24 protein-coding genes are annotated in these 26,228 nt (G+C 38.3%); 18 read left to right on the top strand and 6 right to left on the bottom strand.

From position 1 onward, the window contains the following. Positions 1-95: 95 nt before the first annotated feature. Both hemH and A7A78_RS09695 read right to left on the bottom strand, forming a co-directional pair. On the bottom strand, positions 96-1,133 hold the full coding sequence (hemH, locus tag A7A78_RS09700) for a ferrochelatase (RefSeq protein WP_068762255.1): 1,038 nt from the start codon (positions 1,131-1,133) through the stop codon (positions 96-98). Positions 1,134-1,223: 90 nt separating this feature from the next. Next, entirely contained in the window at positions 1,224-2,114 is an 891-nt protein-coding gene (locus tag A7A78_RS09695) for an AraC family transcriptional regulator (RefSeq protein WP_068762254.1), read from the bottom strand. A gap of 193 nt (positions 2,115-2,307) precedes the next feature. Between A7A78_RS09695 and hemA the strand changes: the two genes are divergently transcribed. From hemA to A7A78_RS09610, 17 genes are all read left to right on the top strand, one after another. Next, complete coding sequence (gene hemA, locus A7A78_RS09690) at positions 2,308-3,567, top strand: glutamyl-tRNA reductase (protein WP_068762253.1); 1,260 nt, start codon at positions 2,308-2,310, stop codon at positions 3,565-3,567. A 2-nt stretch (positions 3,568-3,569) separates the two neighbouring features. Then, a complete protein-coding gene (gene hemC, locus A7A78_RS09685) occupies positions 3,570-4,481 on the top strand; it encodes a hydroxymethylbilane synthase (RefSeq protein WP_207489354.1) in 912 nt (303 codons plus the stop codon). Then, positions 4,478-6,229, top strand: a complete 1,752-nt coding sequence (locus A7A78_RS09680; protein ID WP_068762251.1) for a TrkH family potassium uptake protein — start codon at positions 4,478-4,480, stop codon at positions 6,227-6,229. The genes hemC and A7A78_RS09680 overlap by 4 nt, the downstream gene beginning before the upstream one ends. Positions 6,230-6,256: 27 nt before the next feature. Next, positions 6,257-6,961: a potassium channel family protein gene (locus A7A78_RS09675; RefSeq protein ID WP_068762250.1), complete on the top strand. Its 705-nt coding sequence runs from the start codon at positions 6,257-6,259 to the stop codon at positions 6,959-6,961. Beyond that, entirely contained in the window at positions 6,939-7,616 is a 678-nt protein-coding gene (locus A7A78_RS09670) for a uroporphyrinogen-III synthase (RefSeq protein WP_068762249.1), read from the top strand. The genes A7A78_RS09675 and A7A78_RS09670 overlap by 23 nt, the downstream gene beginning before the upstream one ends. A gap of 52 nt (positions 7,617-7,668) precedes the next feature. Then, positions 7,669-8,697, top strand: coding sequence for a uroporphyrinogen decarboxylase (hemE, locus tag A7A78_RS09665; protein ID WP_068762248.1), 1,029 nt, complete (start codon positions 7,669-7,671; stop codon positions 8,695-8,697). Further along, positions 8,698-9,180 carry a DUF6973 domain-containing protein gene (locus A7A78_RS09660; protein ID WP_068762247.1) on the top strand — a complete coding sequence of 161 codons (483 nt, stop codon included), beginning with the start codon at positions 8,698-8,700 and terminating at the stop codon, positions 9,178-9,180. Between the two features lie 70 nt (positions 9,181-9,250). Then, positions 9,251-10,009 carry an EI24 domain-containing protein gene (locus A7A78_RS09655; RefSeq protein WP_068762246.1) on the top strand — a complete coding sequence of 253 codons (759 nt, stop codon included), beginning with the start codon at positions 9,251-9,253 and terminating at the stop codon, positions 10,007-10,009. Further along, positions 10,006-10,911, top strand: a complete 906-nt coding sequence (gene hemF / locus A7A78_RS09650; RefSeq protein ID WP_068762245.1) for an oxygen-dependent coproporphyrinogen oxidase — start codon at positions 10,006-10,008, stop codon at positions 10,909-10,911. Before A7A78_RS09655 ends, hemF begins: the two co-directional genes overlap by 4 nt. A gap of 77 nt (positions 10,912-10,988) precedes the next feature. Next, complete coding sequence (gene hemB / locus A7A78_RS09645) at positions 10,989-11,978, top strand: porphobilinogen synthase (protein ID WP_068762244.1); 990 nt, start codon at positions 10,989-10,991, stop codon at positions 11,976-11,978. A gap of 45 nt (positions 11,979-12,023) precedes the next feature. Then, complete coding sequence (locus tag A7A78_RS09640; protein ID WP_131811123.1) at positions 12,024-12,380, top strand: hypothetical protein; 357 nt, start codon at positions 12,024-12,026, stop codon at positions 12,378-12,380. A gap of 84 nt (positions 12,381-12,464) precedes the next feature. Then, entirely contained in the window at positions 12,465-12,935 is a 471-nt protein-coding gene (locus A7A78_RS09635) for a hypothetical protein (protein ID WP_068762242.1), read from the top strand. Positions 12,936-13,043: 108 nt separating this feature from the next. Continuing rightward, positions 13,044-14,144 (top strand): CNNM domain-containing protein, encoded by a 1,101-nt coding sequence (locus tag A7A78_RS09630; protein WP_068762241.1) that lies wholly within the window; start codon positions 13,044-13,046, stop codon positions 14,142-14,144. Further along, positions 14,144-14,620: a methylated-DNA--[protein]-cysteine S-methyltransferase gene (locus tag A7A78_RS09625; protein ID WP_068762240.1), complete on the top strand. Its 477-nt coding sequence runs from the start codon at positions 14,144-14,146 to the stop codon at positions 14,618-14,620. The genes A7A78_RS09630 and A7A78_RS09625 overlap by 1 nt, the downstream gene beginning before the upstream one ends. Beyond that, on the top strand, positions 14,621-15,778 hold the full coding sequence (locus A7A78_RS09620) for a serine hydrolase domain-containing protein (RefSeq protein ID WP_068762239.1): 1,158 nt from the start codon (positions 14,621-14,623) through the stop codon (positions 15,776-15,778). Positions 15,779-15,822: 44 nt separating this feature from the next. Then, positions 15,823-16,536: a 3'-5' exonuclease gene (locus tag A7A78_RS09615; RefSeq protein WP_068762238.1), complete on the top strand. Its 714-nt coding sequence runs from the start codon at positions 15,823-15,825 to the stop codon at positions 16,534-16,536. An 82-nt stretch (positions 16,537-16,618) separates the two neighbouring features. Continuing rightward, positions 16,619-17,026 (top strand): hypothetical protein, encoded by a 408-nt coding sequence (locus A7A78_RS09610; protein ID WP_068762237.1) that lies wholly within the window; start codon positions 16,619-16,621, stop codon positions 17,024-17,026. 75 nt (positions 17,027-17,101) lie between these two features. Here A7A78_RS09610 and A7A78_RS09605 read toward each other — a convergent pair whose 3' ends face one another. Beyond that, a complete protein-coding gene (locus A7A78_RS09605) occupies positions 17,102-20,251 on the bottom strand; it encodes a M4 family metallopeptidase (protein WP_068762236.1) in 3,150 nt (1,049 codons plus the stop codon). 141 nt (positions 20,252-20,392) lie between these two features. Between A7A78_RS09605 and A7A78_RS09600 the strand changes: the two genes are divergently transcribed. Further along, positions 20,393-22,081 carry an ABC transporter ATP-binding protein gene (locus A7A78_RS09600; protein ID WP_068762235.1) on the top strand — a complete coding sequence of 563 codons (1,689 nt, stop codon included), beginning with the start codon at positions 20,393-20,395 and terminating at the stop codon, positions 22,079-22,081. A 383-nt stretch (positions 22,082-22,464) separates the two neighbouring features. Here A7A78_RS09600 and A7A78_RS09595 read toward each other — a convergent pair whose 3' ends face one another. The 3 genes from A7A78_RS09595 to A7A78_RS09585 all read right to left on the bottom strand — a co-directional run bounded on the left by A7A78_RS09595 (position 22,465) and on the right by A7A78_RS09585 (position 26,228). Continuing rightward, a complete protein-coding gene (locus tag A7A78_RS09595) occupies positions 22,465-23,121 on the bottom strand; it encodes a CoA transferase subunit B (protein ID WP_068762234.1) in 657 nt (218 codons plus the stop codon). Further along, on the bottom strand, positions 23,121-23,822 hold the full coding sequence (locus tag A7A78_RS09590; RefSeq protein ID WP_068762233.1) for a CoA transferase subunit A: 702 nt from the start codon (positions 23,820-23,822) through the stop codon (positions 23,121-23,123). The genes A7A78_RS09595 and A7A78_RS09590 overlap by 1 nt, the downstream gene beginning before the upstream one ends. Positions 23,823-23,915: 93 nt before the next feature. After that, the gene (locus A7A78_RS09585) at positions 23,916-26,228 is read right to left on the bottom strand and encodes a penicillin-binding protein 1A (protein ID WP_068762232.1); all 2,313 of its coding nucleotides are present in this window, start codon (positions 26,226-26,228) and stop codon (positions 23,916-23,918) included.

Genomic DNA, 26,228 nt, shown 5'->3' with positions numbered 1-26,228 from the left:
TCTCTATTGTTATTATTTATTTTTAAAAAGCGACGCATTTCTATTTCCGATTAATTTTTAGTTAATAAAAAATAGTAATAGAAAATAAAAAATAATCAAGCGATTGCAGTTTTTACATCCACAATTCGCCATTTATCAATCCAGCCTGTTAAAACCTCAGCCCAATCGTCACGATCATTCAAACAAGGAATTACGGTAAAATCCTTTCCGCCAGCTTCGTGGAAAATCTCTTGGCCTTCCATTGCAATTTCTTCTAAAGTTTCCAAACAATCACTAACGAAAGCAGGAGTAACGATTGCCATTTTTTTAGTTCCTTCAAGTCCTAAACGCTCTATAGTTCTGTCTGTTGGCGGTTTTAACCAAGGATCAAAACCCAATCGCGACTGAAACGATGTTGAATAAGTTCCAGGTTGTAAATTCAACTTTTTTGCAACTAAATCAGTTACTTTCAAACATTGGTGGCGATAGCAAAACTCGTGGGCGGGAGAAGGTGTTACACAACAACTCCCATCTATTTTGCAATGGCTCTTTGTGATATCCCGCTTATAAATATGTCTTTCCGGAACGCCGTGATAACTGAACAAAAGATGTTCATAATCAAGGTTTTTAATCTTTTCAGAAATACTTTTCGAAAGCACTTCAATATATTCCGGTTTGTTATAAAATGCAGGAAGCGAAGTGATTTGTAACTGCGGAAAGAATTCGTTTTTAAGCTCTTCCACTTTCACATCTATAGTCTCCGTAGTCGCCATTGCAAACTGCGGATAGAGCGGAATAGTCAAAATTTCATCCACGCCTTTATCTACCAATTCCTGTAGGCCTTTTTTTAAAGTCATGCTTCCGTAGCGCATTGCCAAAGCAACGGGAACAGTTGTTTTTTCTTGAATTTTTTTCTGAAGTCTTTCTGAAATCACAATCAGCGGTGAACCCTCATCCCACCAAATTTTTTGATAGGCTTCGGCAGATTTTTTTGGGCGCGTATTCAGAATAATCCCCCGAACCAAAAACGAACGGAACCAAAAAGGAACGTCGATAACGCGAGGATCCATCAAAAATTCATCGAGGTATTTTTTTACGTCTTTTGGGTTGGTGCTGTCCGGTGAGCCGAGGTTTACAAGGAGAACTCCTTTCATAACTGTTAAAAATTTAAGGCAAAATTACTCTTTTAAAATTCAAAAATTACTTGAGGCGGTACTTAAAAACAATGAAACTATTTTTATTATTTATGAGTTTAACCCCATCAAAAACTTCTTAGGAGTAGTGCCGAATTTCTTCTTAAACGCTGCAATAAAATGACTCGCGGTACTGTAGCCTACCTTTAAACCTACTTCATTCACATTGTGGGAACCCGTTGCAAGTAGTTGGCGCGCGACTTCCATTTTATAGTCAAACAAAAAACTGAACACCGAATCTCCATAAATTTGTTTAAAACCTTCCTTCAATCGGTTGATTGGCAAATTAATTTCATCAGCCAATTCCTGTAAAGTCGGGGGTTCCGCCATTCTTGAAACCATAATCTGTTTCGCCTTTTTTATTTTTGAAACTTTATCTTCATCTGCCAAAAAAGGGCATTGCTCAATATCTGCATCAGCCGGACGGTTAAAATAAAGGCTTATCAATTCATAGGCCTTTCCCTTAAAATACAAGGGTTTTATGGTTGGATGCAGGTTATAATTCATCAATTGGTTTAGCACAATGGCCATGGAAGGCGAAATATGGGCGTCTTTATAATATTTTCGATCTTTGTTTTCCTCACTTAAAAAAGTGATATAATTTGCTTCGGTGGAAAAAAGACCGTGGAATTTATTGATGGGAAGCAAAACCGAAAGCATCCACGAATGTTTGTTAAGCACTAAATTTATTGGCAAATCGCGTTGTGGATTGTAGAGCAGCAACGAATTTTCTTCCTGTAAAGGCAACGTGTAATTTCCTTCATTAAAAATAAAAGAAGCCGACCCTTTTATGCAGAAATGAAACTGAATGAAATTAGAGCTAACTTCTCTTTTAAAAGTTTGATTTTCATCGGTTTCGTTGTTGAATTTCAATATAAAAAAACCAGGTTCAATTAAGGTTTCTTCATAAAAACTTTGAGCGACATTTTTTTGAAAATCCATAAAGCTTTTGAAATAATTTTATTTAGAATAGTTCTAAATAATTTTATGGTGAATTATACTTGAAACCGCGAATTTAGGGCATTAAAATATGACAAATATCATATTTAGACGAATTTTAACAGCCATCGACATAAAAGATACCGCTAGCGTTGTTTTTTAAAAAACAATGCTCTTACATTTGCTCCTGTTTTATATGGAAAACTTGAAAACATATTCTGGGCAGTCGCTTGAAGGCAATTTTTACGCCATCGGCCTCAACTACAAAAAAGCAGATGCCGAAATCCGTGGACACTTTAGCATAAACGATAGTGCGAAGGAAAAAATCCTTTTACAGGCCAAAGCTGATGGAATTCCTTCCCTCACGGTTATTTCCACTTGCAACAGAACTGAACTTTACGGTTTTGCGCAGCATCCTTACCAACTTATAAAATTACTTTGCGCACATACAAATGGCACAGTTGAAGAATTTGAAAAAGTAGCCTATATTTATAAAAACCACGATGCCGTTTCACATCTTTTCACTGTGGGAACTGGTCTTGACAGCCAAATTTTAGGTGATTTTGAAATTATTAGCCAATTGCGAAACGCTTTCCGCGAGTCAAAAAAACACGATATTATCAATCCTTTTATGGAGCGGCTTGCCAATGCGGTTATTCAAGCTAGTAAACGCATCAAAAATGAAACAGGAATTTCTTCCGGCGCAACTTCCGTTAGTTTTGCTGCGGTTCAATATATTATGGCGCGCGTTCCCTATATTTCAGAAAAGAACATTTTACTTTTCGGAACAGGGAAAATAGGTAGAAACACCTGCGAAAACTTAATAAAACACACCAAAAACGACCATATTACCCTTATAAACCGCACCAAGGAAAAAGCTGAAAAAGTTGCTGGAAAATTCAACTTGATCGTTAAGGATTACGCCGATATTCAAAGTGAAATTGCCCAAGCAGATGTACTTATCGTAGCCACCGGCGCGCAAAAACCAACCATTTCAAAAGACCTTTTATATTTAAAAAGACCTTTGCTTATTTTAGATCTTTCTATTCCAAAAAATGTTTCTGAAGATGTTTTGCAAAATGATTTAGTGACTTTGGTACATATGGATCATCTTTCTGCTGTAACGGACAATACTTTGGAACAACGTGCGGCACAACTTCCTTTGGCGAAAAAAATTATTGCTGAAATAGAAAAGGAATTCAATCAATGGGCAGATAATAGAAAATTTGCCCCAACTATTAAAGCTTTAAAAAGTAAACTGATCGAAATTAAAGCTGCCGAAATTGATAACCAGCGTAAAAAAATTGAAGGTTTTAACGAAGAGCAAGCTGAAATAATCAGTGACCGACTTATTCAAAAAATAACTACACATTTCGCAAACCACCTAAAAGGCGAAGAAGGCTCCGCCGAAAGTATAGAACTCATACGAAGGGTTTTTCAACTTGAAACTGCCTAATCTTGAAAAAAACAATCCGAATTGGCACCCGCGACAGTGAACTTGCCCTTTGGCAAGCCAACACCGTAAAATCCAAACTTGAAAATTTAGGATATACAACCCAATTGCTTCCCGTTAAATCTGAAGGCGATTTAGTGCTGGACAAACCACTTTACGAAATGGGCATTACCGGTATTTTTACAAAAACCTTGGATGTTGCAATGATAACCGGAACTGTGGATATTGCTGTACACAGTATGAAAGATGTGCCCACACAATTGCCCAATAGCATTGTGCAGACTGCAGTTTTGGAACGCGCTTCTTCTGAAGATATTTTAGTGACAAAAGGTGAAACTAATTTTGAAACTCCTTGTACGATAGCCACGGGAAGTCTGCGCAGGCAGGCACAATGGCTTCACAGATATCCAAACCATAAGGTTGTGGATTTGCGAGGAAATGTAAATACAAGACTTCAAAAGTTAAAAGATAATGATTGGCAAGGCGCTATTTTTGCGAAAGCAGGTTTACAAAGAATTAACCTTTTGCCAGCAGATTTTATAGATTTAAATTGGATGCTTCCCGCTCCCGCCCAAGGCGCAATGGTTATTGTTGCTCTGGAAAATGATGAGTTTTGTATAGAAGCTACTTCAAAATTAAATGATTCCACTTCAGAAATTTGCACACATATTGAACGTGAATTTTTACGCACTTTAGAAGGTGGCTGTACCGCGCCCATCGGCGCTTTTGCTGAAATTATTGACAATGAAATTCTTTTTAAGGGATGTCTTTTTTCACTTGATGGCAAAGCCAAAATAGACATTGAAAAGAAAGTTTTAACGTCACAATACAAAGGCTTTGGGAAAGAATGTGCTACATTTATTCTTCAAAATGGTGGATCTGAGCTGATGCTTTCCATAAAAAATGAAATGAAATGAGTCCTTGGAAAAGAACAAGCCCAACAGATATTGTGGTTTGGTTTTTAGACCTGGGCTTGTTGGCATTTTTGGTTTTTGACTTCGGTTTTGAAAATTTCAAAGATTTTCGGCAGTATAAACTCATCGTTCTTCCATCATTATTGCTGGCTTTAATAGCCTTCAACTTTTATAAATATCATACTTATAAAAGAGACAAAGAGGTTACGCGAAGCAGCAGGATAAGTCTGTTGATTTTGCTTTTGTTGATTGTGCTGGAAGTGATAATGATTCTCGCCAACTATGAAACATCGCTGGTTGAAACATTCTTCAACGCGCGCTATGTTATTGAATACGGCCTCCTCTTCTATTTTTTCATTCGTCTTACTTTTTTACTCAGAATAATTTACAGCCTCTATTTTAATCCAGCAATTCTCTTTGTGGGCAGTTTTGCAATAATTGCCCTTGCGGGAACTTTTTTACTATTGCTCCCAAGTGCGACCACACACGGAATCACTTTTACCGATGCGCTATTTACAGCTACAAGCGCCACGGCCGTTACAGGCTTGATTGTGGTTGATACCGCAAAAGATTTTACTCCTTTCGGGCAAACAATTATTATGATTTTGTTTCAAATAGGAGGTTTGGGGATGCTAACATTCACTTCATTTTTTGCTTATTTCTTTAAAAGTGGCGCTTCATTCAAGGAAAGCCTTTATATGAAAGATATTTTGGGACACGAAAAGTTAAACAGCGTTATGCGAACCGTAATGCAGATTGTGGCTTTTTCAATTATTTTGGAAGCAATTGGCGCTTTTTTCATTTATCATTCGCTAGCACATATAGATTCTTTTAAAAGCAGAGGATTTTTTGCAGTTTTTCATGCTATTTCGGCTTATTGCAATGCAGGTTTTTCGTTAGCATCAGATGGCCTTTATGACACAGGTTTGCGTTTCAATTATTATATGCAATGGGTTGTCATGGCGCTTATTGTTTTTGGTGGTTTGGGATATCATATTGCCTATAACATAATTCAATATTTCAGAAAATTCGTTTCAAATCTGTTCAGTAAAAATGATCGTGTTTTTATTTCACGAGTCATTAATCTGAATACCAAAATTGTGCTTTACACCACCATTATTTTAATAGTGGGAGGCGCGGTTTTTTTCCTTTTTTCGGAACAACAGACCAATCTTTTACAGCACGAAACGGCATTTGGGAAATTTACCACAGCAATGTTTTCTTCGGTAACATCACGAACGGCTGGGTTTAATACGGTTGATATGTCCAATTTCACCATTCCCGGAATCTTGTTTATGATTTTTTTAATGTGGGTCGGAGCATCGCCTGCATCAACCGGAGGCGGTATAAAAACTACTACTTTTGCCCTTGCAACGCTTAATATTTTCGCTATAGCACGCGATAAAAAATATATTGAAATCGGCACCCGAAGAATAGCCACAGAGGCCGTACACCGTGCATTTGCCATTATTTCAATTTCATTGGCAAGTATCGGGACGGGTATTTTGTTAGTGCTCATTTTTAACCCTGAATTTTCACTAATACAGATTGCTTTCGAAGTATTTTCGGCATTTTCCACAGTTGGCCTTTCCCTGGGAATTACTTCACAGCTCTCTGAATATAGCAAATATGTAATCATCTTTTTAATGTTTTTTGGGAGAATTGGATTGCTGAATTTAATGATTGGTCTTTTGAAAAGTGTTGGAAGAACAGAATACACTTACCCTGAAGAAAATATTTTGATTAACTAAGAAAGCGGAACTTAAAAAAAGAAGCTTATGAAGATAGTAGTTATAGGACTTGGAAATTTTGGAATGTCGCTGGCCATCCATCTTTCAAACACCGGAAACGAAGTGATTGTTGCAGATCAAGATCTCGAAAAAATTGAGCAAATAAAGAATAAAGTCGCTCACGCGGTTGCTATTGATGCAACCAATGAAAATGCTTACAACTCACTGCCTTTAAATAATGCAGACTTGGCCATCATTGCCATTGGGCAGCGAAATGGCGCAGGAATAATGAGTACTGCGATTGTTAAAAAATTGACCAAAGCAAAAATTATTTCGCGTTCTGCTTCAGCTTTGGAAGACACTATTTTGGAAGCGATGGGCGTGGACCAAATAATTCACCCCGAACAGGAATATGCAGAGCGTTTTACCAAAAAAATCAATCTAAAAGGAAGCATAGACAACTTTGAAATTGATGATGAATATTTGGTTTCAGAAGTTGAAGTAAGCCAATCTTTGGTTGGTCAAACCCTTCAACAATCAGATTTTCGGAAGAATTTCAATTTGAACATTATTACCATTATTAGAAAAAAACAACACACCAATTTACTGGGAAGAGCCATTGAAAAGCGCGAAGTTGTTGGTTTGCCAAAACCGGATATGGTTTTTCAAAGCGGCGATATTTTAGCTGTTTTCGGAAAAGATGCTGACATTAAAAAATATTTAAAAAACCATGCCCACGGTTTTATCAACTAAAAAATTAACGGAAAAGCAAAAAGAATTACTGCAAAATGCGGGCGTTTCGCTGGTTGAATACAATGCCATAAATATTGATTTTGTGTCTTTTAAAGTTCCGTCAATAATTGAAAACGCAATTTTCACAAGCCAAAATGCCGTAAATGCTTTGTTTAAAAACGAATGTCACCCTGAGCGCAGTCGAAGGGTCTTTGGCAATTGTTTCTGTGTAGGCGAAAAGACAAAAGCACTTTTGGAAGAAAACGGCATAAAAGTGATTAAAATGACTGAATACGCTTCGAAATTGGCAGATTATTTAGTGAAAAACCACAAAAACGATTCTTTTCACTTTTTCTGCGGAAACATTCGAAGTGATGAAATTCCTTCAAGATTGAAAGAAAATAATATCACTTTTAAAGAAATAGAAGTTTACAAAACAACTCTGAACCCAACAAAATTTGAAAGACAGTTTGATGCGGTTCTATTTTTTAGCCCAAGCGGGGTGCGAAGTTATTGCGAGGAACGAAGCAATCTCACTGATAACAAAGCAATATTTGTTTGCATTGGCACAACAACTGCTTCCGAAGCAAAAAGATATACAGAAAATGTGGTTGTCTCAAACGCCACAACCGTAGAAAGCGTAATTGCAAAAACGGTGAAAACATTAAAAATATAAAAATTATAAACCTAACAGGTTTTAAAAACCTGTTAGGTTTAAACTAAAACTTATGATAAAGAACGATTTATTCCTAAAAGCCCTCCGCGGCGAGACAGTAGAACGCCCGCCCGTTTGGATGATGCGCCAAGCAGGAAGATATTTGCCCGAATTTCAGGAAATAAAACAGAAATACGACTTTTTCACGCGGTGCCAAACACCAGAACTTGCCAGTGAAATAACCGTTCAACCCATTAGAAGATATGGAATGGACGCTGCTATTTTATTCAGCGATATTTTGGTAATTCCACAGGCAATGAACATTCACGTAGAGATGAAACCTGGCATTGGCCCGTGGTTACCAGACCCAATCCGTTCGGCAAAAGATTTGGAGCGCGTAATAGTTCCGGATATTCACGAAACCCTCGGTTACGTAATGGACGCTATAAAAATGACGAAAGAAAAACTCAACGACGAAATTCCGTTGATTGGTTTTGCGGGTAGTCCTTGGACTATTTTGTGTTATTGTGTTCAAGGTCAGGGCTCGAAAAATTTCGATATTGCAAAGGAATTTTGTTTCACACAACCTGTTGTTGCGCATGAATTGCTTCAGAAAATAACAGACACAACAATTCTTTATTTAAAGGAAAAAGTAAAGGCTGGCGTAAACGCCGTGCAGGTTTTTGACAGTTGGGGCGGGATGCTTTCGCCTACGGATTATCAAGAATTCAGTTGGCAATATATGCAGCAAATTATTGATGCCCTTAAAGATGAAACGCCTGTAATTGCTTTCGGGAAAGGATGCTGGTTCGCTTTGGACACGATGGCAAAAAGTGGTGCTTCGGCTTTGGGTGTGGATTGGACTTGTTCACCAAAAAATGCTCGTTATTTGACTGGAGGAAAAATCACCTTGCAAGGAAATTTTGACCCAACGCGACTTTTTAGTCCGCCTTCTGAAATAAAGAAAATGGTGAAAAAGATGATTGATGAGTTCGGAAAAGACCGCTATATCGTGAATTTGGGCCACGGAATTTTACCAAACATTCCATTGGAGAATGCGAGCGCTTTTATTGAAGCGGTGAAGGAATACAAACAAGAATAGATGCTTTGGCAGATTTTAAAGAAACTTGATTTTAAGCAACTTTTCGGGTTGTTTTGGATGTTTTTAAAAAATCCGATGTATGTTCTTCCTACCGTTCTTGCCACAAAAGAATGTATGGATATTGCGCAACGGGAATTTGGAAGCAAGCACCATTTAAGCAATCCGGCGAACGCATTTAGGCATGCGTTATGGGTTATTTTGATAATTCGGAAATGCCTAATTTGGAAGAGAAACGAGGAAAAAGCAATTTTGTGGGCAAAAAAATTCACCGATTGGCACGAAAAGTTTTCGCCAAACGAAGCTTTGGAAGAAGCGATGGATCTGCACAACAACCAAATGGGCATTGTTTTTTTTGAAGAAATAAAATATAAAAATGAAGTGGAAACCATTTCGTTTTTGAAACAAAAAGCTTCGGAAGCGGTTAAAATTGAAACTGTTGAAGAAGTTGAAAATTTTAAAACTAAATTAGTTTATATAGAATAATTGTCCGTTCGAGCGCAGTCGAGAACTTCAAATTAGGTCTCGACCGCGCTCGACCAGACATTTAACGGCAATGATTAAAAACATTCTAAAAGGCATAAAAGCATACGCAGGAACTTTCAAGCTCATTGGCCAACTTGGGCTTTGGAAGTATTTTGGTGTGCCAATGGCAATTAGTTTTTTTACTGCAGTTACGATTGGTTTTTCCGCTTGGGGACTGAGTGATAACCTTGGCTCCTTCATTTCAAAGATCTGGTTTTGGGAATGGGGCGCAGAAACTTTTAGAACCATCAGCGATTTTATTGGAGCACTAATTATTATTGCATTGGGAATTATTCTCTATCGGCATATTGTAATGGCCTTGAGTGCGCCTTTTATGAGTCCCGTTTCAGAAAAAATTGAAAAGCACCTTTTTTGCGAAAATCATTCCCACAGAAACACTTCAAATGTTGAACAACTTTGGCGCGGCATTCGAATAAACGTTCGAAATTTATTGATGGAGCTATTGCTAACCATCCCCATTATTTTGATTGGTTTTATTCCAGTTGTTGGAATAATTTCTTCAGTATTTTTGTTTTTGGTGCAGAGCTATTACGCAGGTTTCGGAAATATGGATTACACCTTGGAACGGCATTATAAATATTCAGAAAGCATTCAATTTGTTAGAAGAAATCGAGGTTTGGCTATTGGCAACGGAATAGTTTTTATGCTGATGCTTTTAATTCCCATTGTTGGAATAATATTGGTTTTGCCGCTTTCGGTAACTGCTGCGAGTACTGAAACTTTAAGGGTTTTGGAAAACGCAAAATCACTTCAGAAAAAATTACAATGAAAGAAAAATTTGTAGCATATATAAAGAATTTACAGAACGAAATCACTTCCGCATTAGAAGAAATTGATGGTTCAGCTAAATTCAAAGAAGATAAATGGACTCGCGCTGAAGGCGGCGGAGGAAGAACCCGCGTAATTGAAAACGGAGCAGTTTTCGAAAAAGGCGGCGTAAACATCAGTGAGGTTTTTGGGAAATTGCCAGATAGTATGCAGCAATATTTCGGCGTAAAAGATGCTGACTTTTTTGCTTGCGGATTAAGTTTGGTGCTTCATCCAAAAAGTCCGATGGTGCCAACGGTTCATGCCAATTGGCGCTATTTTGAAATGTACGATTCCGAAGGTAAAATCGTGGACAGTTGGTTTGGCGGCGGACAAGATTTAACGCCCTACTATTTGTTTGAAGAAGATGCCAAACACTTTCATCAAGTATGCAAAACTGCTTGCGATGGACATAATCCGGATTTTTATGAAACTTATAAAAAACGTTGTGACGAATATTTTTGGAACGCCCATCGCGAAGAAGCACGAGGAATTGGTGGTTTGTTTTTCGATTATTTGAAGAAGACTGATGAAATGGCGATGCAGGATTGGTACAATTTCGTGACAGAAGTTGGCAATAGCTTTTTGGATTGCTATCTTCCCATTGTTCAAAAAAGAAAAGATATTCCCTATACCGAAGAAAACAAAACTTGGCAGGAAATACGCCGTGGCCGTTATGTGGAATTCAATTTGGTTCACGATAAAGGAACGCTCTTCGGCCTAAAAACAAATGGCCGAATTGAAAGCATTTTGATGAGTTTGCCGCCCCACGTTCAGTGGCGCTATGATTTTCATCCCGAGAAGGGAAGTGAGGAAGAAAAGCTTGTTGAAGTTTTAAGAAAGCCGAAAGATTGGATTAATTAATTTTAGATGTACGATTTTAGATTTATGAATGAAATAATCGTAAATCTAAAATCGTAAATCACAAATCAAAAATAGCTATGTACCCATTAAGAAGAAACCGAAGATTGCGAACCAACGAAAGTATGCGAAGCCTGGTCCGTGAAACCATTATAAGCCCCAATGATTTTATCGTGCCACTTTTTGTGGTGGAAGGAAAGGGCGTGAAGGAGGAAATTGCCTCGATGCCGAACTATTACAGGTTGAGTTTAGATAATCTTCAAAAAGAAGTGAAGGAGCTTTGGAAACTCGGTTTGAAATCTGTTTTACTTTTCGTAAAAGTGGATGACAAATTGAAAGATAACAGCGGAAAAGAAGCATTGAATGCTGACGGATTGATGCAGCGCGCCATTAAAACCGTAAAAAACGCGGTTCCGGAAATGATTGTAATGACTGATGTTGCCTTGGATCCTTTTTCAGTTTATGGCCACGACGGAATAATTTCCGAAGGAAAAATTTTAAATGACGATACAAATGCTGTTTTGGCAGAAATGTCGTTAAGCCACGCCATTGCTGGAGCAGATGTTGTTGCGCCTAGCGATATGATGGACGGCCGGATTTTTGAAATCAGAACACTGTTGGAAGACGAAGGGTTCTGCGATACGGGTATTATTGCATACAGTGCAAAATATGCCTCGGCATTTTACGGACCATTCCGCGATGCCTTGGATTCTGCGCCAGTGGATTCAAAAGATATTCCTAAGGATAAAAAAACCTATCAAATGGATTACGGAAACCGCGAGGAAGCCATTCGCGAAACCTTGATGGATATTGACGAGGGCGCTGATATTGTGATGGTAAAACCCGGACTTTGTTATTTGGATATTGTTCGCGAAATTAAAGATGCCGTGAATGTTCCCGTGGCTGTATATCAAGTGAGCGGTGAATATGCAATGCTAAAAGCGGCGGCCGAGAAAGGTTGGTTGGATCACGATGCGGTGATGCTAGAACAAATTACAGCCATAAAACGCGCCGGAGCTTCCTTGATTGCGAGTTATTTTGCGAAGGATGTTGTAAAACTGATTAATTAGCAAAATTTTATCTTTCCGAATTCATTTTTCACATACATTTGCGGCGTGAAACATGTTGAAAAACATATAGGTAGGTTGCTGGTCTCGATTGCCATTTTGTTGGTTTTCGGGAATTTGGCTTTTGCTGGAGAAACGGTAGTTAAGAACAAAACCACCAAAATTTCGGCTTTACAACACAACGATCACGGCAAGCCTTTTGTTTTTAATGAAATCTCTATTGGCGAGGCTTCACAAACGGTTTCGCAGAATGAATATTTGGGGCTCGGATTGTTTGGAACTTTTTATTCCAATCAAGATTTTTCGTTTGCCAATGTTTCTTCTTTATTTAATTCTTCTTATTCTGTAAAAGACAAACGGGAGCTCATCTTCCGGCATTTGTTTCCCTTCCACTTTTTTTGGTGATTTTTTGATGATTTTTTGGCTGTGTTTGAATTGATTTTCAAACGCTTATCTATTCAAAATTATTCATCTTAAAAATTATTCATTATGGAATTCAGTGCAACCCTTGTGGGAATTATTATTACGTTAGTAATGTTGGCGCCAGTGGCTTATTTAATTATAGCCTCATCTGGCAAGGACAACAAAGTGAAGAAATCTGTAAAACAGCTTTCACAGACCAATGGTATTCAGTTAAAAAACATTGATGTTATTGGCAATTGTGTGATTGGCGTGGATGAGGTTTCAAAAAAATTGGTTTATACTTCGAAAACAAATCCTTCCGCAGATTTTAAAATTGTAAATATGGAAGATGTGAAGGATTGTCGCGCAAAAAGCATCAAACAAACCGATAAAACCCTGGATTGGGTTGGTTTGGAAATTGTGGAAAAAGCTGGCAGACGCGAGATATCTTTTTACAATGAGCACGATGAAAACGAGCTTTCCAAAGATGCATTTGTGTGTCTTCAGGATGCGAAACGTTGGGAAAGTACACTACGGCCACTTTTAAAAGCCTCGTAGTAATATAAAAAACCGCCCACTGTGGCGGTTTTTTTTATGCAATTAACAAAGTGTTTCGACTTTACCAATTTGTAAATCTTTATTTTAGAGGAAAATTATTTTATCACTATGACCTTACTGATTGTTTATGCGGTGCTTTCCATTTTCTTTTCGTTTTTATGCTCCATTTTGGAAGCCGCTTTGCTGAGTTTTACCCCCACTTATTTGCGTATGAAGGCTCAAGAAGGGAAAGCCTACGCAAAAACTTTGACGAATTTTAAAAAAGACATAGACAAACCACTGATTGCAATCTTGACCCTTAACACGATTGCACATACTGTAGGAGCAATACTTGTGGGGGTTGAAGCGGAAAAACTACCCTATAAATTAGAACTTTTTGGAATGAACATCGTTGGAATTGTTTCGGCGATAATGACGATGCTTATTTTAGTAGTTTCAGAAATAATCCCAAAAACCATTGGCGCTACTTACTGGAAAAAGTTAGGGTCATTTACTGCGATGTTTTTGAACTTTATAATATTCCCCTTAAAATATACTGGGATTTTATGGCTGTTAATGTTAATTACACGAATGGTTGGAAAATCTGCACACGTAAGCACCATGAGCCGCGAGGAATTTATCGCCATCACGGATGCTGCGGAAGAAGAAGGCGTTTTTGAAGAAAGCGAAACAACAGTAATAAAAAATCTTTTGGTTTTTAAAAGCGTGCAGGCAAAAGATGTGATGACGCCCTTTACGGTGGTTACGCTGGAAGACGAAACCATGAATTTGGAAAATTTTCATCAAAGCCACAAAAGCTTGCGGTTTTCAAGAATTCCCGTTTATAAGGGGAAAAGCCACAATATTACTGGGTTTGTACTGCGGGATGATATTTTGGAAGAAATTGTGGAAGACCGTGGCGATAAACTGTTAAGCGATTTGAAGCGGGAAATTTTTGTTGTTTCTGCAGAAAAACCGATTCCGGAACTTTTTGAAACCTTTATAAAACAGCGTGTGCACATTGCTTCGGTGGTTGATGATTTTGGAAACACCATAGGCGTTGTAACAATGGAAGATATTATTGAAACCCTTTTGGGACTTGAAATTATGGACGAAAGCGACAGCATTGAAGATATGCAACTACAAGCCAGAAAGAACTGGGAACGTCGTGCAAAACGTATGGGAATACAATTAAACGAGGTTTTGGAACCCAAACAAGAAGACGAATAATGAAAACCGCATTTATTAACACTCCCGTGGGAATTTTAGAATTGAAAGGAGATGCAGAGGGATTGGCATCGGTGCTTTTTAAAGACGAAGAAAATGATGTGGTTTCTGAAAAAATACCAAAAGAATTAAAAGATGCGGCTTTACAACTTCAAGAGTATTTTGAAGGAAATCGGAAGGAATTCAACTTAAAACTTTCCCCAGAAGGAACCGATTTTCAGAAGCGTGTTTGGGAAGAATTACAAGAAATCCCTTTTGGAAAAACGACCAGCTACCAACAAATGGCAAACACTTTAGGCGACCCTAAAGTAATCCGTGCGGCAGCTTCGGCCAATGGAAAGAATCCAATTTCTATCATTATTCCCTGTCATCGGGTTATTGGTAGTGATGGTTCGCTCACTGGTTATGCTGGCGGATTGCATCGAAAAAAATGGCTTTTGGAATTTGAAAATCCGTCACCACAGCAATCCTTATTTTAGATGAAAAGGCTCAAAAAATTCTTCAAATGGGTTTTTATTCTACTTATCGTTTCGGTAATTGGATTTTATGTTACGGGCTACGGCTATATTTTAAAAGGCGTTTGGGTGGTCTATCTTCACGGGCACACCACTGCCTATATTGACGATTTTAAATTTTTTGAAGTTGAAGAAATTCCTGCAAGCATCAATCCGCAGCCTTGGCCAATCCATAAAGATTACAATACGGTTGAAGCCACCAAAGCACTTTCAGAAATGAACGATACCTTGGGGACAGTTTCTTTTTTGATTATAAAAAACGACAGCATTTGGTATGAAAAATATTTTGATGGTTTTTCGAAAAACTCTCAAACCAATTCCTTTTCCATGGCGAAAAGTATTACCTCAGCCTTACTTGGAAAAGCCATCGACGATGGTTTCATAAAAAGCTTGGAACAACCCGTTGGTGATTTCTATCCACAATATGCAGGAACTGGAATGACGGTTGGCGATCTTTCCTCGATGGCTTCGGGCTTGGATTGGGACGAATCCTATTCCAATCCATTTGGAATGACGGCGAGAGCTTATTATGATTCTGATTTGGCGGAAACTATTTTGAAACTTAAAGTGGTTGATACGCCTGGGGTGCGCTACAAATATTTAAGCGGGAACACCGAACTTTTAGCGATGGTGATTCAAAAATCCATTCAAAGGGCAAGTATCAATTTAAGTGGTTATCTGCAAGATAGCTTTTGGCAGCCCATGGGTTTTGAGCAACCAGCAATTTGGCAAATTGATGATGATGAAAACAGATTGGTGAAAGCATATTGCTGTTTGGGAAGTAATGCACGGGATTTTGCACGTTTCGGAAAACTTTATAAAGATTACGGCAAATGGAACGGACAACAAATTTTGGATTCGGCTTTTGTGGCAAAATCCATCAAACCGCGATTTGCTGAAAGTGCAGAATACGGTTACGGCTTTTGGTTGAGTGATTTTATGGGAAAGAAAATTTTTGCAATGCGTGGTATTTTGGGTCAGTATGTTATTGTTGTTCCAGAGGATGATTTGATTATTGTTCGGTTGGGCCATCAGCGTGGCAATAAAACAGATTTACCTTTTAGTAGTGATTTTTATGTTTATGTGGATGAAGTTTATAAAATGCTGGAACAAAACCAATAATTTTTTGTAGCTTTAATTCTCTCCCCGATTGAAAATTTCAAAATATGATTAAGCGAATAAACTTGGAACATATCCTGTTTTTGGATATTGAGACCGTTCCGCAGCACGAAAATTTTGACGAATTGGACGATACTTCAAAAACGCTTTGGGAACTGAAAAGCCAATACCAAAGAAAGGATGAAGTTTCAGCAGAAGACTTTTATGAACGTGCTGGAATTTGGGCAGAGTTTGGAAAAATTGTCTGTATCTCCGTAGGCTATTTTGTATTGAAAGGCGATATTCGGAATTTTCGCGTAACAAGTTTTCATGGTGCTGAGGTGAAAATTCTGAAGGATTTTAAAACACTTTTGGAAACACATTTCAATAAACCTCATCATGTGCTTTGCGCACATAACGGGAAGGAATTCGACTTTCCATACATCGCCCGAAGGATGATTATTAATGGAATTGACATTCCTTTCAAACTTGACCTCTTCGGAAAAAAACCTTGGGAAGTTCCGCATTTGGACACACTGGAGCTGTGGAAGTTTGGCGATTATAAAACCTTTACCTCCCTCAAGTTGATGGCTCATGTCTTGGGCATTCCTTCGCCGAAGGATGATATTGATGGCAGCCAAGTGAGACAAGTTTTTTACGAAGAAAAAGATATTGACAGAATCATTATTTATTGTGAAAAAGACACAGTTACAGTCGCCCAGATTTTCTTGCGACTTCGGAATGAGGAAATTTTAAACGAAGACGAAATACTTTCTGTGTAGCATTTTTCTGGAAGAAATCTCTAAATGTGGATTTCTATTTTATTTTTAGTAGATTTATCAATCATAATAAAATAGCACATCTATGATAATTCCAAGATTCAATCCAAAATCATTTTTAATAGTTTTACTTGCTTCGGCTCCACTTTTTATTTCCTGTAAGGATAAAGAAACTGAAGTGGAAACACCTAATACAGTTCAAGAAGCAACCCTGGAACAGAAAAAACAAGCTTTGCAAAATGTAGCGCCTACTTCATCCCAAACAATAAACAATTCCGCTACTGGTGATGTAGCTGTAAATCCACCACACGGACAACCCGGTCATGATTGTGCTATTCCTGTTGGCGCTCCATTGAATGGTCCAGGAAGTGCTACTACACCTGGTTTAAACAAAACCAATTCGGTTCCTCCCACAATTTCAGGTGGTGGTGTAAATCCACCGCACGGGCAGCCTGGGCATAGATGTGATATTAAAGTGGGGGATCCCTTATAAAATTTTCAAAATATTTAAAAAGAAGAGGCCCATTTCAAAACGAAATGGGCCTCTCCAATTTTCAATATTAAATAACTATTCTTTTACAAAACGTTTCATTAGTTTGTTGTTTTCAGTATTTACTTCGATGATGTAAATACCACTTTGTAAAGAAGAAACATCAACGTTTTCAGTATATGCTCCTTTGCCCACAACTTGGCCAACGGTATTGTAGATCACGTAATCTTTGCCGGCAGCATCAATTAGCGAAATATTCAATGTGTGTTTTGCTGGGTTTGGATACAATGTCATTTCAGCATTGCTTAAAGAATTATTTCCGCCGTCAATACCTTGAACAGGATTAGTGCCTATATTAACTGTATAGTCTTCAACTTCACCATAGCTAAAAGTTTCACAAGCTGATTGTGAACTGCTATATTTCATAGAAACTCTCATTCTTGTTGGTCCTGACAATGCTGAAGTAGGTACGGTGAACGATGAACTCAACGTTCCGCTGCTTGTTGAATTTCTATTAACCATCAATTCATTGGAATCAAAAGTTCCATTGTGATTAAAATCTATCCAGACTCTCCAATATTCACGATAGCTACCGCTTGAAAAACCGGCACTATACTGTATAGTGTTTGAACCGTAGCCCACATTTGCGCTCAAGCTTGTATTATCTTTATAACCACCATCATTTCCTGAAGATTTATTGAGGTTATTTAATTTCACAAGATCAATCCATTCATAGCTTGAATTGTTCCCTTTTGAAGCACAATAAGTAATAGAATTAGACTGAGTAGTGAAATTCACCGTATTGCTAAAACCAGAATTGTTTCCGGCTGCATCATGAGCCCTAACTTTAAAGGAATATGCTGTAGAAGCAACTAAACCTGTAATATTTGCCGAAGTTCCCGTAACAGTGCCAATATTTGTACTTCCTTGGAAAACATCATAACCGGTTACGCCAACATTATCAGTGGAAGCATTCCATGAAAGTGTTGCGGTGGTTTGCGTTACGTTTGAAGCAACCAAATTGGTTGGGGTTGAAGGAGCTTGTGTATCTCCTCCAGTTCCTGCTTCAATACAGAAAGCGGTTGTTTCAGAACTTCCGAAACTACCTCCACTGAAAATAACTCCAGCATCACTGGATAAAGTATAAGAACCATTTCCATAAGAACAGCAAATACCGTCACCATAAGCATCAGTAATTGTGAATGTATAATCCCCAACAGCTAAACTTGAAAAAGTTCTGGTAACTGTTGATCCATCTGGGTTTGCAGAAGTATAACTTGCAGAATCTATGGTTGTGCCTGAAGAGTTTTTCAATGTCCAGCCAGTTTCTTCTGGGTAATTGTCAAAAGTAATTGACAGGTAAATATCCCCAGTTTGGCAATCTCCTGGAGGTGGATCTCCACCGCCATCATAAGCACTACCTACCCCAACAGCATACCAAGCGTTGGTTACAGCTTCTTCCTCGGCACTGCCAGCGCCGTATAAATCAATGGCTGCTTGAATAGCTCCAGTTCTAGCATTTGCATATGTAGAATTTGCAGATAAATAGAAACTTAAAGTTCTATATGCAATATTGGAAGCTTTTGTCATTCCTATTCCAGAAATGTTAAATGAATTTCCAATATCATTTGTTCCGGATCCACCTACAACTGTACGGTAAAACCAATGGTTTAAAACACCGGAATTGGTATGCACACCGCAGTAATCATTGTATTGTGTAGGAGTTCCACAATTTGGATTTTGCCAGTATTGGCCACCATAAGTATCCGGTTGACCTTGTGAAGTAGGATTGCTCATAGAGCGCAATGCGGCCGACCCGCTACGGCGATCAATTTCATCACCAATCAACCAAACGGCAGCTGATGGATTTGTGTCGCTTCCGTTTCCTTTTGCGAAATGCTCAATAGCAGCTCCCCAAATATCAGAAAACCCTTCGTTTAGACCCCCTGATTCTCTTTGGTAAGCCAAGTTTGCTGTATATGTTGTAACGGCATGTCCAATTTCGTGAGCCGCAACATCTATAGATGTCAATGCATCAAACCCATTACAGCCTTCGGAAACACAAGAGCCATCACCGTAAGACATTACAGAACCGTTCCAGAAAGCGTTGTCATAATTAGTGCCAACATGTACATAACTTCTTATTTGGGCGCCGTTACCATCATAACTATTTCTACCATGTTTTTGTTGCCAATAATCATAAGTCATCATAGCTCCCCAATGCGCATCAAGCGCTGCATTGTCTTTATTTGCACTGTGCTCAGCCGTCGTCCAGTTATTATCGTTGTCTGTAAATTGTTGATAATTGTTTACATAAGGATAAGGACTTGCTGCTGCTTGATGTAAAGCGTCACGGGTATAAACCTTTCTGCCTGCATCACTTAAAATATAGCTTCCGCCGCTTAGTGCTGTTTCAATTGTTCTTGTGCCGCTGTATCTGGTTTGTGCAGTTCCGCTTGCCAATACAACAGGTAATTCTTCAACTGCGATTCGCTCACAAAATTCCGTTTCGGTTTCTACGGTTGCTTTTGCTTTTCCAACGAATCCCATATCTGTTGCGTGTTTTATGATTGCATCATAAAAAAGAGGTTGTCCATTTTTTGCGTCTATATATAGGTAACCGCGACTTATTGGGTTTGTAGCAAAAATATCAAACTTATACGCCAGCTTATAGGCATTTATCTCTTTAATATTATCAGCACTTGAAAAATCTGGCAAAATTACAAGTTCGCCTTCCGGTTTTGTGTAATTGTCCATTTCTTTTGCTGCATCTGGATATTCCCACATATAGTTTTGAGCACCTATATGATTTATGGCTTTATTGAATGCTTGCGATTTGCTGATTGTTGGAGTTACGTCAAACTCATTAATTCTGTAAAATTCACTGCTTAATGATTTTACAGAGCCTTCTTTACTGTGCAATACTACTGTGCCAAATTCTACCTTAACACCTTTATAGTATTGTTGCATTTTTTGGTGTGTAAACCCTAAAGGGTCTTGTTCTTGTTTTAGCGTTGTGAATGAAGTTTCTGAGGAGGGATTTAAAACTTCTTTAAAAATTTGGGAGGAATTTTGAAGGGAATAGGATTGCGAAGCATCAAAAACCTTCAGACTTGGGGGTTGCTTAACGTTTCTCTTTTCATCGTTTTTGTTTTGGGCGGAAACGTCCGCAGAAAACACAAAGATTATTAACGAAAACAGAAAAACGAACTTGTTAATTTTTTTCATAATAATGTAAGATTTAGTGAATAAATAGTTTGTTATGTTTTTAAAAACACTTAAAAGAACGAAAAAATTCGATTAAACGAAATTCTTTTCGATGAACTGCAGTTAAAATATTATTCTCTTGTTTGTTATATCTTTGAATATATGAATAGCAAAAGCCTACTTTCAGCAACCAACCTTTCAATTTCTTTTGGCCATAAAGGCAAAAGCACAGAAGTTTTGCGCGGCATTTCTTTTGATGTTTTTGAAAATGAAATTTTGGGCATTGTTGGAGAATCCGGTTCGGGCAAATCGGTTACCTCACTTTCCATTATGGGCCTGTTGCCGAAAAAGCAAACAACGTTATCGGGGAATATTCTTTTTGAAAAAAAAAATCTGCTGAAAATTGATGAAAAGGAATTCCGAAAAATCCGCGGTAGTGAAATAGCCATGATTTTTCAAGAACCGATGAGCGCGCTGAACCCTTCGTTAAAATGTGGTTTTCAAGTTTCCGAAATACTGCGACTTCACTTAAAGATGAATCCTTCCGAAGCGAAAAAAGAAACCATCTCATTATTCGAAAAAGTAAAATTGCCGCGGCCCAATGAAATTTTTAATAGCTATCCACACCAAATAAGCGGTGGACAGATGCAGCGAGTTATGATTGCAATGGCCATTGCATGCAAACCAAAACTGCTCATTGCCGATGAACCTACAACTGCACTAGATGTAACGGTTCAAAAAGAAATTATTTCGCTTTTAAAATCAATCCAAAAAGAAACGAAGATGGCGATGGTTTTTATATCGCACGATTTGAACTTGGTTTCAGAAATTGCCGATAGAGTCGTGGTGATGTATAAAGGTGCCATTGTAGAAAACGCAACCACTGAAGAAATTTTCAAAAATCCACAGGCAGAATACACAAAAGCACTTTTAGAGTCGCGACCATCATTGAAAGTTCGCTTGGCCAAATTGCCCACCATTGCTTCCATTGCCGATAAAAGTTTTGTGGCACGGGAAGTGAAAGCGGCCGAGCGCGCAAAAAAACATAAACAAATTTATACCCAAAACCCAATTTTGGAAATCACCAATTTAGAAAAACAGTATTTCAGCAATGTTGGCATATTTGAGAAAAAAGAAATTGTAAAAGCGGTTGACAACGTTAGTTTTTCAGTTTTTGAAGGAGAAACTTTAGGACTTGTGGGCGAATCCGGTTGCGGAAAATCTACTTTAGGAAAAACAATTCTGCAACTTGAAAAGGCAACTTCCGGAAGCATAAAATACCGAGGAAAGGAACTTACAAAACTTTCAAAGAGTGAAATCAGAAATCTTCGGAAAGAAATACAGATTATTTTTCAAGATCCCTATTCTTCTTTAAATCCGCGTTTAATGATTGGCCAGGCATTGATGGAGCCTATGGAAGTGCACGATTTGGGAAAAAATAAAAAAGAAAGAAAAGAACGAGTTCTGTCCTTGCTTGAAAGAGTTGGATTGGATGAAAGTTATTTCTATCGCTATCCACACGAACTTTCTGGCGGGCAACGCCAACGGGTGGGAATAGCGCGAACCATTGCCGTGGAGCCAAAATTGGTTATTTGTGATGAATCTGTTTCAGCTTTGGATATTTCTGTGCAGGCGCAGGTTTTGAACTTGCTGAATGAACTGAAGAATGATTTCGGGTTTACCTATATATTTATATCACACGATTTGGCGGTGGTTAAATATATGTCTGATCAGCTTTTGGTAATGAACAAAGGAAAAATTGAGGAATTGGGCGATGCGGATGAAATCTATGCAAATCCACAAACGGAGTATTCAAAAAAACTAATTGAGGCAATTCCGAAAGGAATTTAGAAACACTTAAGAATAAGCAATAAAAAACCCGTTCTAACCTCACTAAGAACGGGATTTTTTTTATCTGCTTCACAACAGATTTGGGGCATAAACAACCATAAAAAAAGATTAGACCAATAAAAACACTTTCTTAAAAATGAAAAGCACGTTTACTAACAATTCTCTGGTGCTTTTAAAAGATCTAATTACTTTTTCCATATGAGGTTAAGTTGGTAAGATTTGGGTCTGCTAAGATGAAAACAATTTTCAAACAAAACGATAAAAAGCATATAAATTCGATGAAATGCATTAAATTTTAACATTTGATTGCTTTTAGACCTTTTTTTAACATAAAAAAACCATGAAAATCATGGTTTTTAAAACTTTTGAGATTGATATTATTCTTAAAATTCCATCTCTTTTATGGTTCCATTTACTATTAAATCACCTTCCGTAGCTTTTATAATTTCTTGCACCGAAACCCCCGGTGCACGTTCAAGAAGGTGAAATTTCCCATCCACGATTTCCAAAACGGCAAGATTTGAAACTATTTTCTTAACACATTTAACGCCCGTAAGTGGCAAACTGCATTCTTTCAATAATTTAGACTCGCCTTCACGGTTAGTGTGCATCATCGCGACGATAATATTTTCTGCGGAAGCAACCAAATCCATGGCGCCACCCATTCCTTTCACCATTTTCCCGGGAATTTTCCAATTGGCAATGTCTCCGTTTTGGGAAACTTCCATTGCCCCAAGTATCGTTAAATCTACATGCTGCCCACGAATCATCCCGAAACTCATGGCCGAGTCAAAAAAAGATGCACCAGGTAGGGCTGTTATAGTTTGTTTTCCTGCATTAATCAAATCTGGGTCTTCTTCGCCTTCAAAAGGAAATGGACCCATTCCTAGAATTCCGTTTTCACTTTGAAATTCTACGCTTATATCGTTACGTACAAAGTTGGCTACCAAGGTTGGAATTCCAATTCCCAAATTAACGTAGTAGCCGTCTTTTACTTCTTTTGCAATTCGCTGTGCTATTTGTTCTTTTGAAAGTGCCATTAGTTTCTTTTTCTTACAGTTAATTGCTCAATACGCTTTTCATACTTTTCCCCTTGAAATATTCTTTGGATAAAAATTCCTGGAATATGGATTTGATTTGGGTCTAATTCGCCAGCTGGAACTAATTCTTCTACTTCCGCAACGGTAATTTTTCCTGCGCCACACATGGCTGGGTTAAAATTTCTAGCGGTTCCCTTAAAGATGAGGTTTCCGGCTTCGTCACCTTTCCAAGCTTTTACGAAGGAAAAATCTGCTTCAAAAGCTTTTTCCATAACGTACATTTTTCCGTGGAATTCTCTAGTTTCCTTGCCTTCGGCCACTTCTGTTCCATAGCCCGCGGGAGTATAAAATGCAGGGATTCCGCTTCGAGCGGCTTCACAGCGTTGTGCTAAAGTTCCCTGTGGCACTAGTTCAACCTCCATTTCACCGCTTAACATCTGCCGCTCAAACTCTGCATTTTCGCCTACATAGGAAGAAATCATTTTTTTTATTTGGTGCTTTTTCAATAAAAGTCCAAGGCCGAAATCATCAACACCCGCATTGTTTGAAATACAAGTAACATTTTGGATATTTCTATTAACCAATTCCGAAATAATATTTTCGGGAATGCCACAAAGCCCAAAGCCCCCGAGCATAAAAGTCATCCCGTCTTTAATGCCTTCACAGGCCTCGCGAACGTTTGCAACTGTCTTTTTTATCATTTTTTAAATTTTCTGAAAATTACAAAATTTCAACCTATAAAAAAACCTCACATTTTCCTAAGATCTGTGAGGTTTTCATTTATAAGAATTTTATTAAATACCAAATTCATCAGGCATTTCCTCTACATCGGGATTGCCTTGGCGCCATTTGGAACAATCGGTTTCTATGGAAAGATTTGCGGGACGTGTAAAACTTCCCGTTGAAACATCCAAATCTTTATCGGCATAGCAGCTTTTCATATACATTCCCCAAATAGGCAATGCCATTGTAGCTCCCTGTCCGTAGCTTGTGGAACCAAAATGCGTAGCGCGATCATCACCACCAACCCACACACCAGTAACCAAATTTGGAACCATCCCCATAAACCAGCCATCGCTATTGTTTTGGGTAGTTCCTGTTTTACCAGCAATTGGGTTTTTAAAATCATAGGGATAACCTGTTACTGCATTTTTATAGACTGGAGAATTTACCGCCCATGTTCCTCTCAGGCGAGCACCCGATCCGGATTGTGTTACGCCTTCCATTAAACTTACCGTTACATAGGCCGTTTCATTGCTAATAACATCTTTGGTTTTTGGAACATTTTGATAAAGAACCGTTCCGTTTTTGTCCTCAATTCTTTGAATTAGTATTGGTTCAACATAAACCCCTTCATTTGCAAAGGTGCTATACGCGCCAACCATTTCATAAACCGAAACATCAGGTGTTCCAAGCGCTATGGAAGGTACGGCAGGCATATTTTCGGTATCAACGCCCATTTTCTTAACTAAATCAATTACTGGTTCTGGACCCACGCGGTCTATCAACCTTGCCGTAATAGTGTTTATGGAATTTGCGAGTGCATATTTTAAAGTTACCATTCCTCCATAACCGCCGCCAGCATTTTTAGGTGCCCAAGGTTTTATTAAATTGTGTCTTCCCGCTGGAATGGTGTACATTGTGTTTGGCAATGTATCACAGGGCGACATATGCATTTGGTCTATTGCCGTGGCATATACAAATGGTTTAAAGGTGGAGCCTATTTGACGTCTTCCCTTTTTTACCATATCATATTTATAATGTTTATAGTTAATGCCTCCCACCCACGCTTTTACTTCACCTGTTTGCGGAGTCATGGACATCATTGCTGCCTGCAGAAAAGATTTGTGGTAGCGAATGGAATCCATAGGTGTCATTATAGTATCAATATCTCCTTTCCAGGAAAAAACACGCATTGGGATTTTCTTTTTGAAGCTTTTTATAATTTCTTCTTCGTCTTTTCCTTGTTTTTTCATCTCCCGCCAGCGGTCACTTTTTCGCATAGCGGAATTTAGAATGCCTTCAGTTTCTTTTTCAGTAATGTCTCTAAAAGGAGCGGTTTTATTTTTTTTATTCTGTTCATCGAATGCTTCCTGAAGATGCGCCATATGCTTCTTTACGGCTTCTTCTGCATATTCCTGCATTTTGCTATCAATGGTTACATAAACTTTTAATCCATCTTGGTAAATGTTGTACTTGCTGCCATCTGGTTTTGGATGCTCCTTTATCCAGTTTTCCATAAAGGCACGCGCATATTCGCGGAAATAGGTAGCACTTCCTTCATCGTGGCCTTGTGGCGTAAATTTTATATTTAATGGAAGCGCTTGTAACGAATCCATTACTTTTTCAGAAATATAATCGTACTTCTCCATTTGGGAAAGCACCACATTTCTTCTGTTGGTCACGCCTTCTGGATTTCGAATAGGGTTGTATAATGAAGCATTTTTGAACATCCCCACAAGGGTAGCTGCTTCAACCGTACTCAATGCTGATGGTGGTTTGTCAAAATAAATGTTTGCGGCAGATTCAATGCCTACTGCTTGGTTCACAAAATCGTATTCGTTAAAATACATTGTGATTATTTCTTCTTTTGTGTAACGGCGCTCCAAACGGGTGGCGATGATCCACTCCTTTATTTTTTGCAAGCCCCGCTGTACTTTGTTTCGGGAAACCTGCTCGGTAAAAAAGAGTTTTGCCAATTGTTGGGTGATGGTACTTGCGCCACCGCGACTGCCCAAAAAGGCAAATGCACGAATGGTTCCCCTTCCGTCAATTCCCGAATGGTCATAAAAACGCACATCTTCAGTAGCTATTAAAGCATTTACCAAATGGTCCGGCAATGAGTCAAATGGAACGGGGGTTCTGTTTTCTTTATAAAATTTCCCGATGGTTTTCCCGTCGGAAGAAATGATTTCGGTGGCGAGGTTTTTTTCAGGGTTTTCAAGACTTGTTTCATCCGGAAGACTTCCAAAGACTCCCCACGAGGCCAAGAGAAAAAACAAAATAACCACGAGTATAAACCCAGCAAAAATTTTCCAAAATGTTTTGATATGATGGCTTACATCATTCTGGTTTTTCTTTTTAGGAGCTGCTTTTTTTGTTGCCAT

Origin of the sequence: Aequorivita soesokkakensis (assembly GCF_001641085.1) — a bacterium.
GTDB lineage: Bacteria > Bacteroidota > Bacteroidia > Flavobacteriales > Flavobacteriaceae > Aequorivita > Aequorivita soesokkakensis.
Note: the sequence above shows the minus strand (reverse complement) of the source record. Positions and strands in the feature narration are given on the sequence as shown.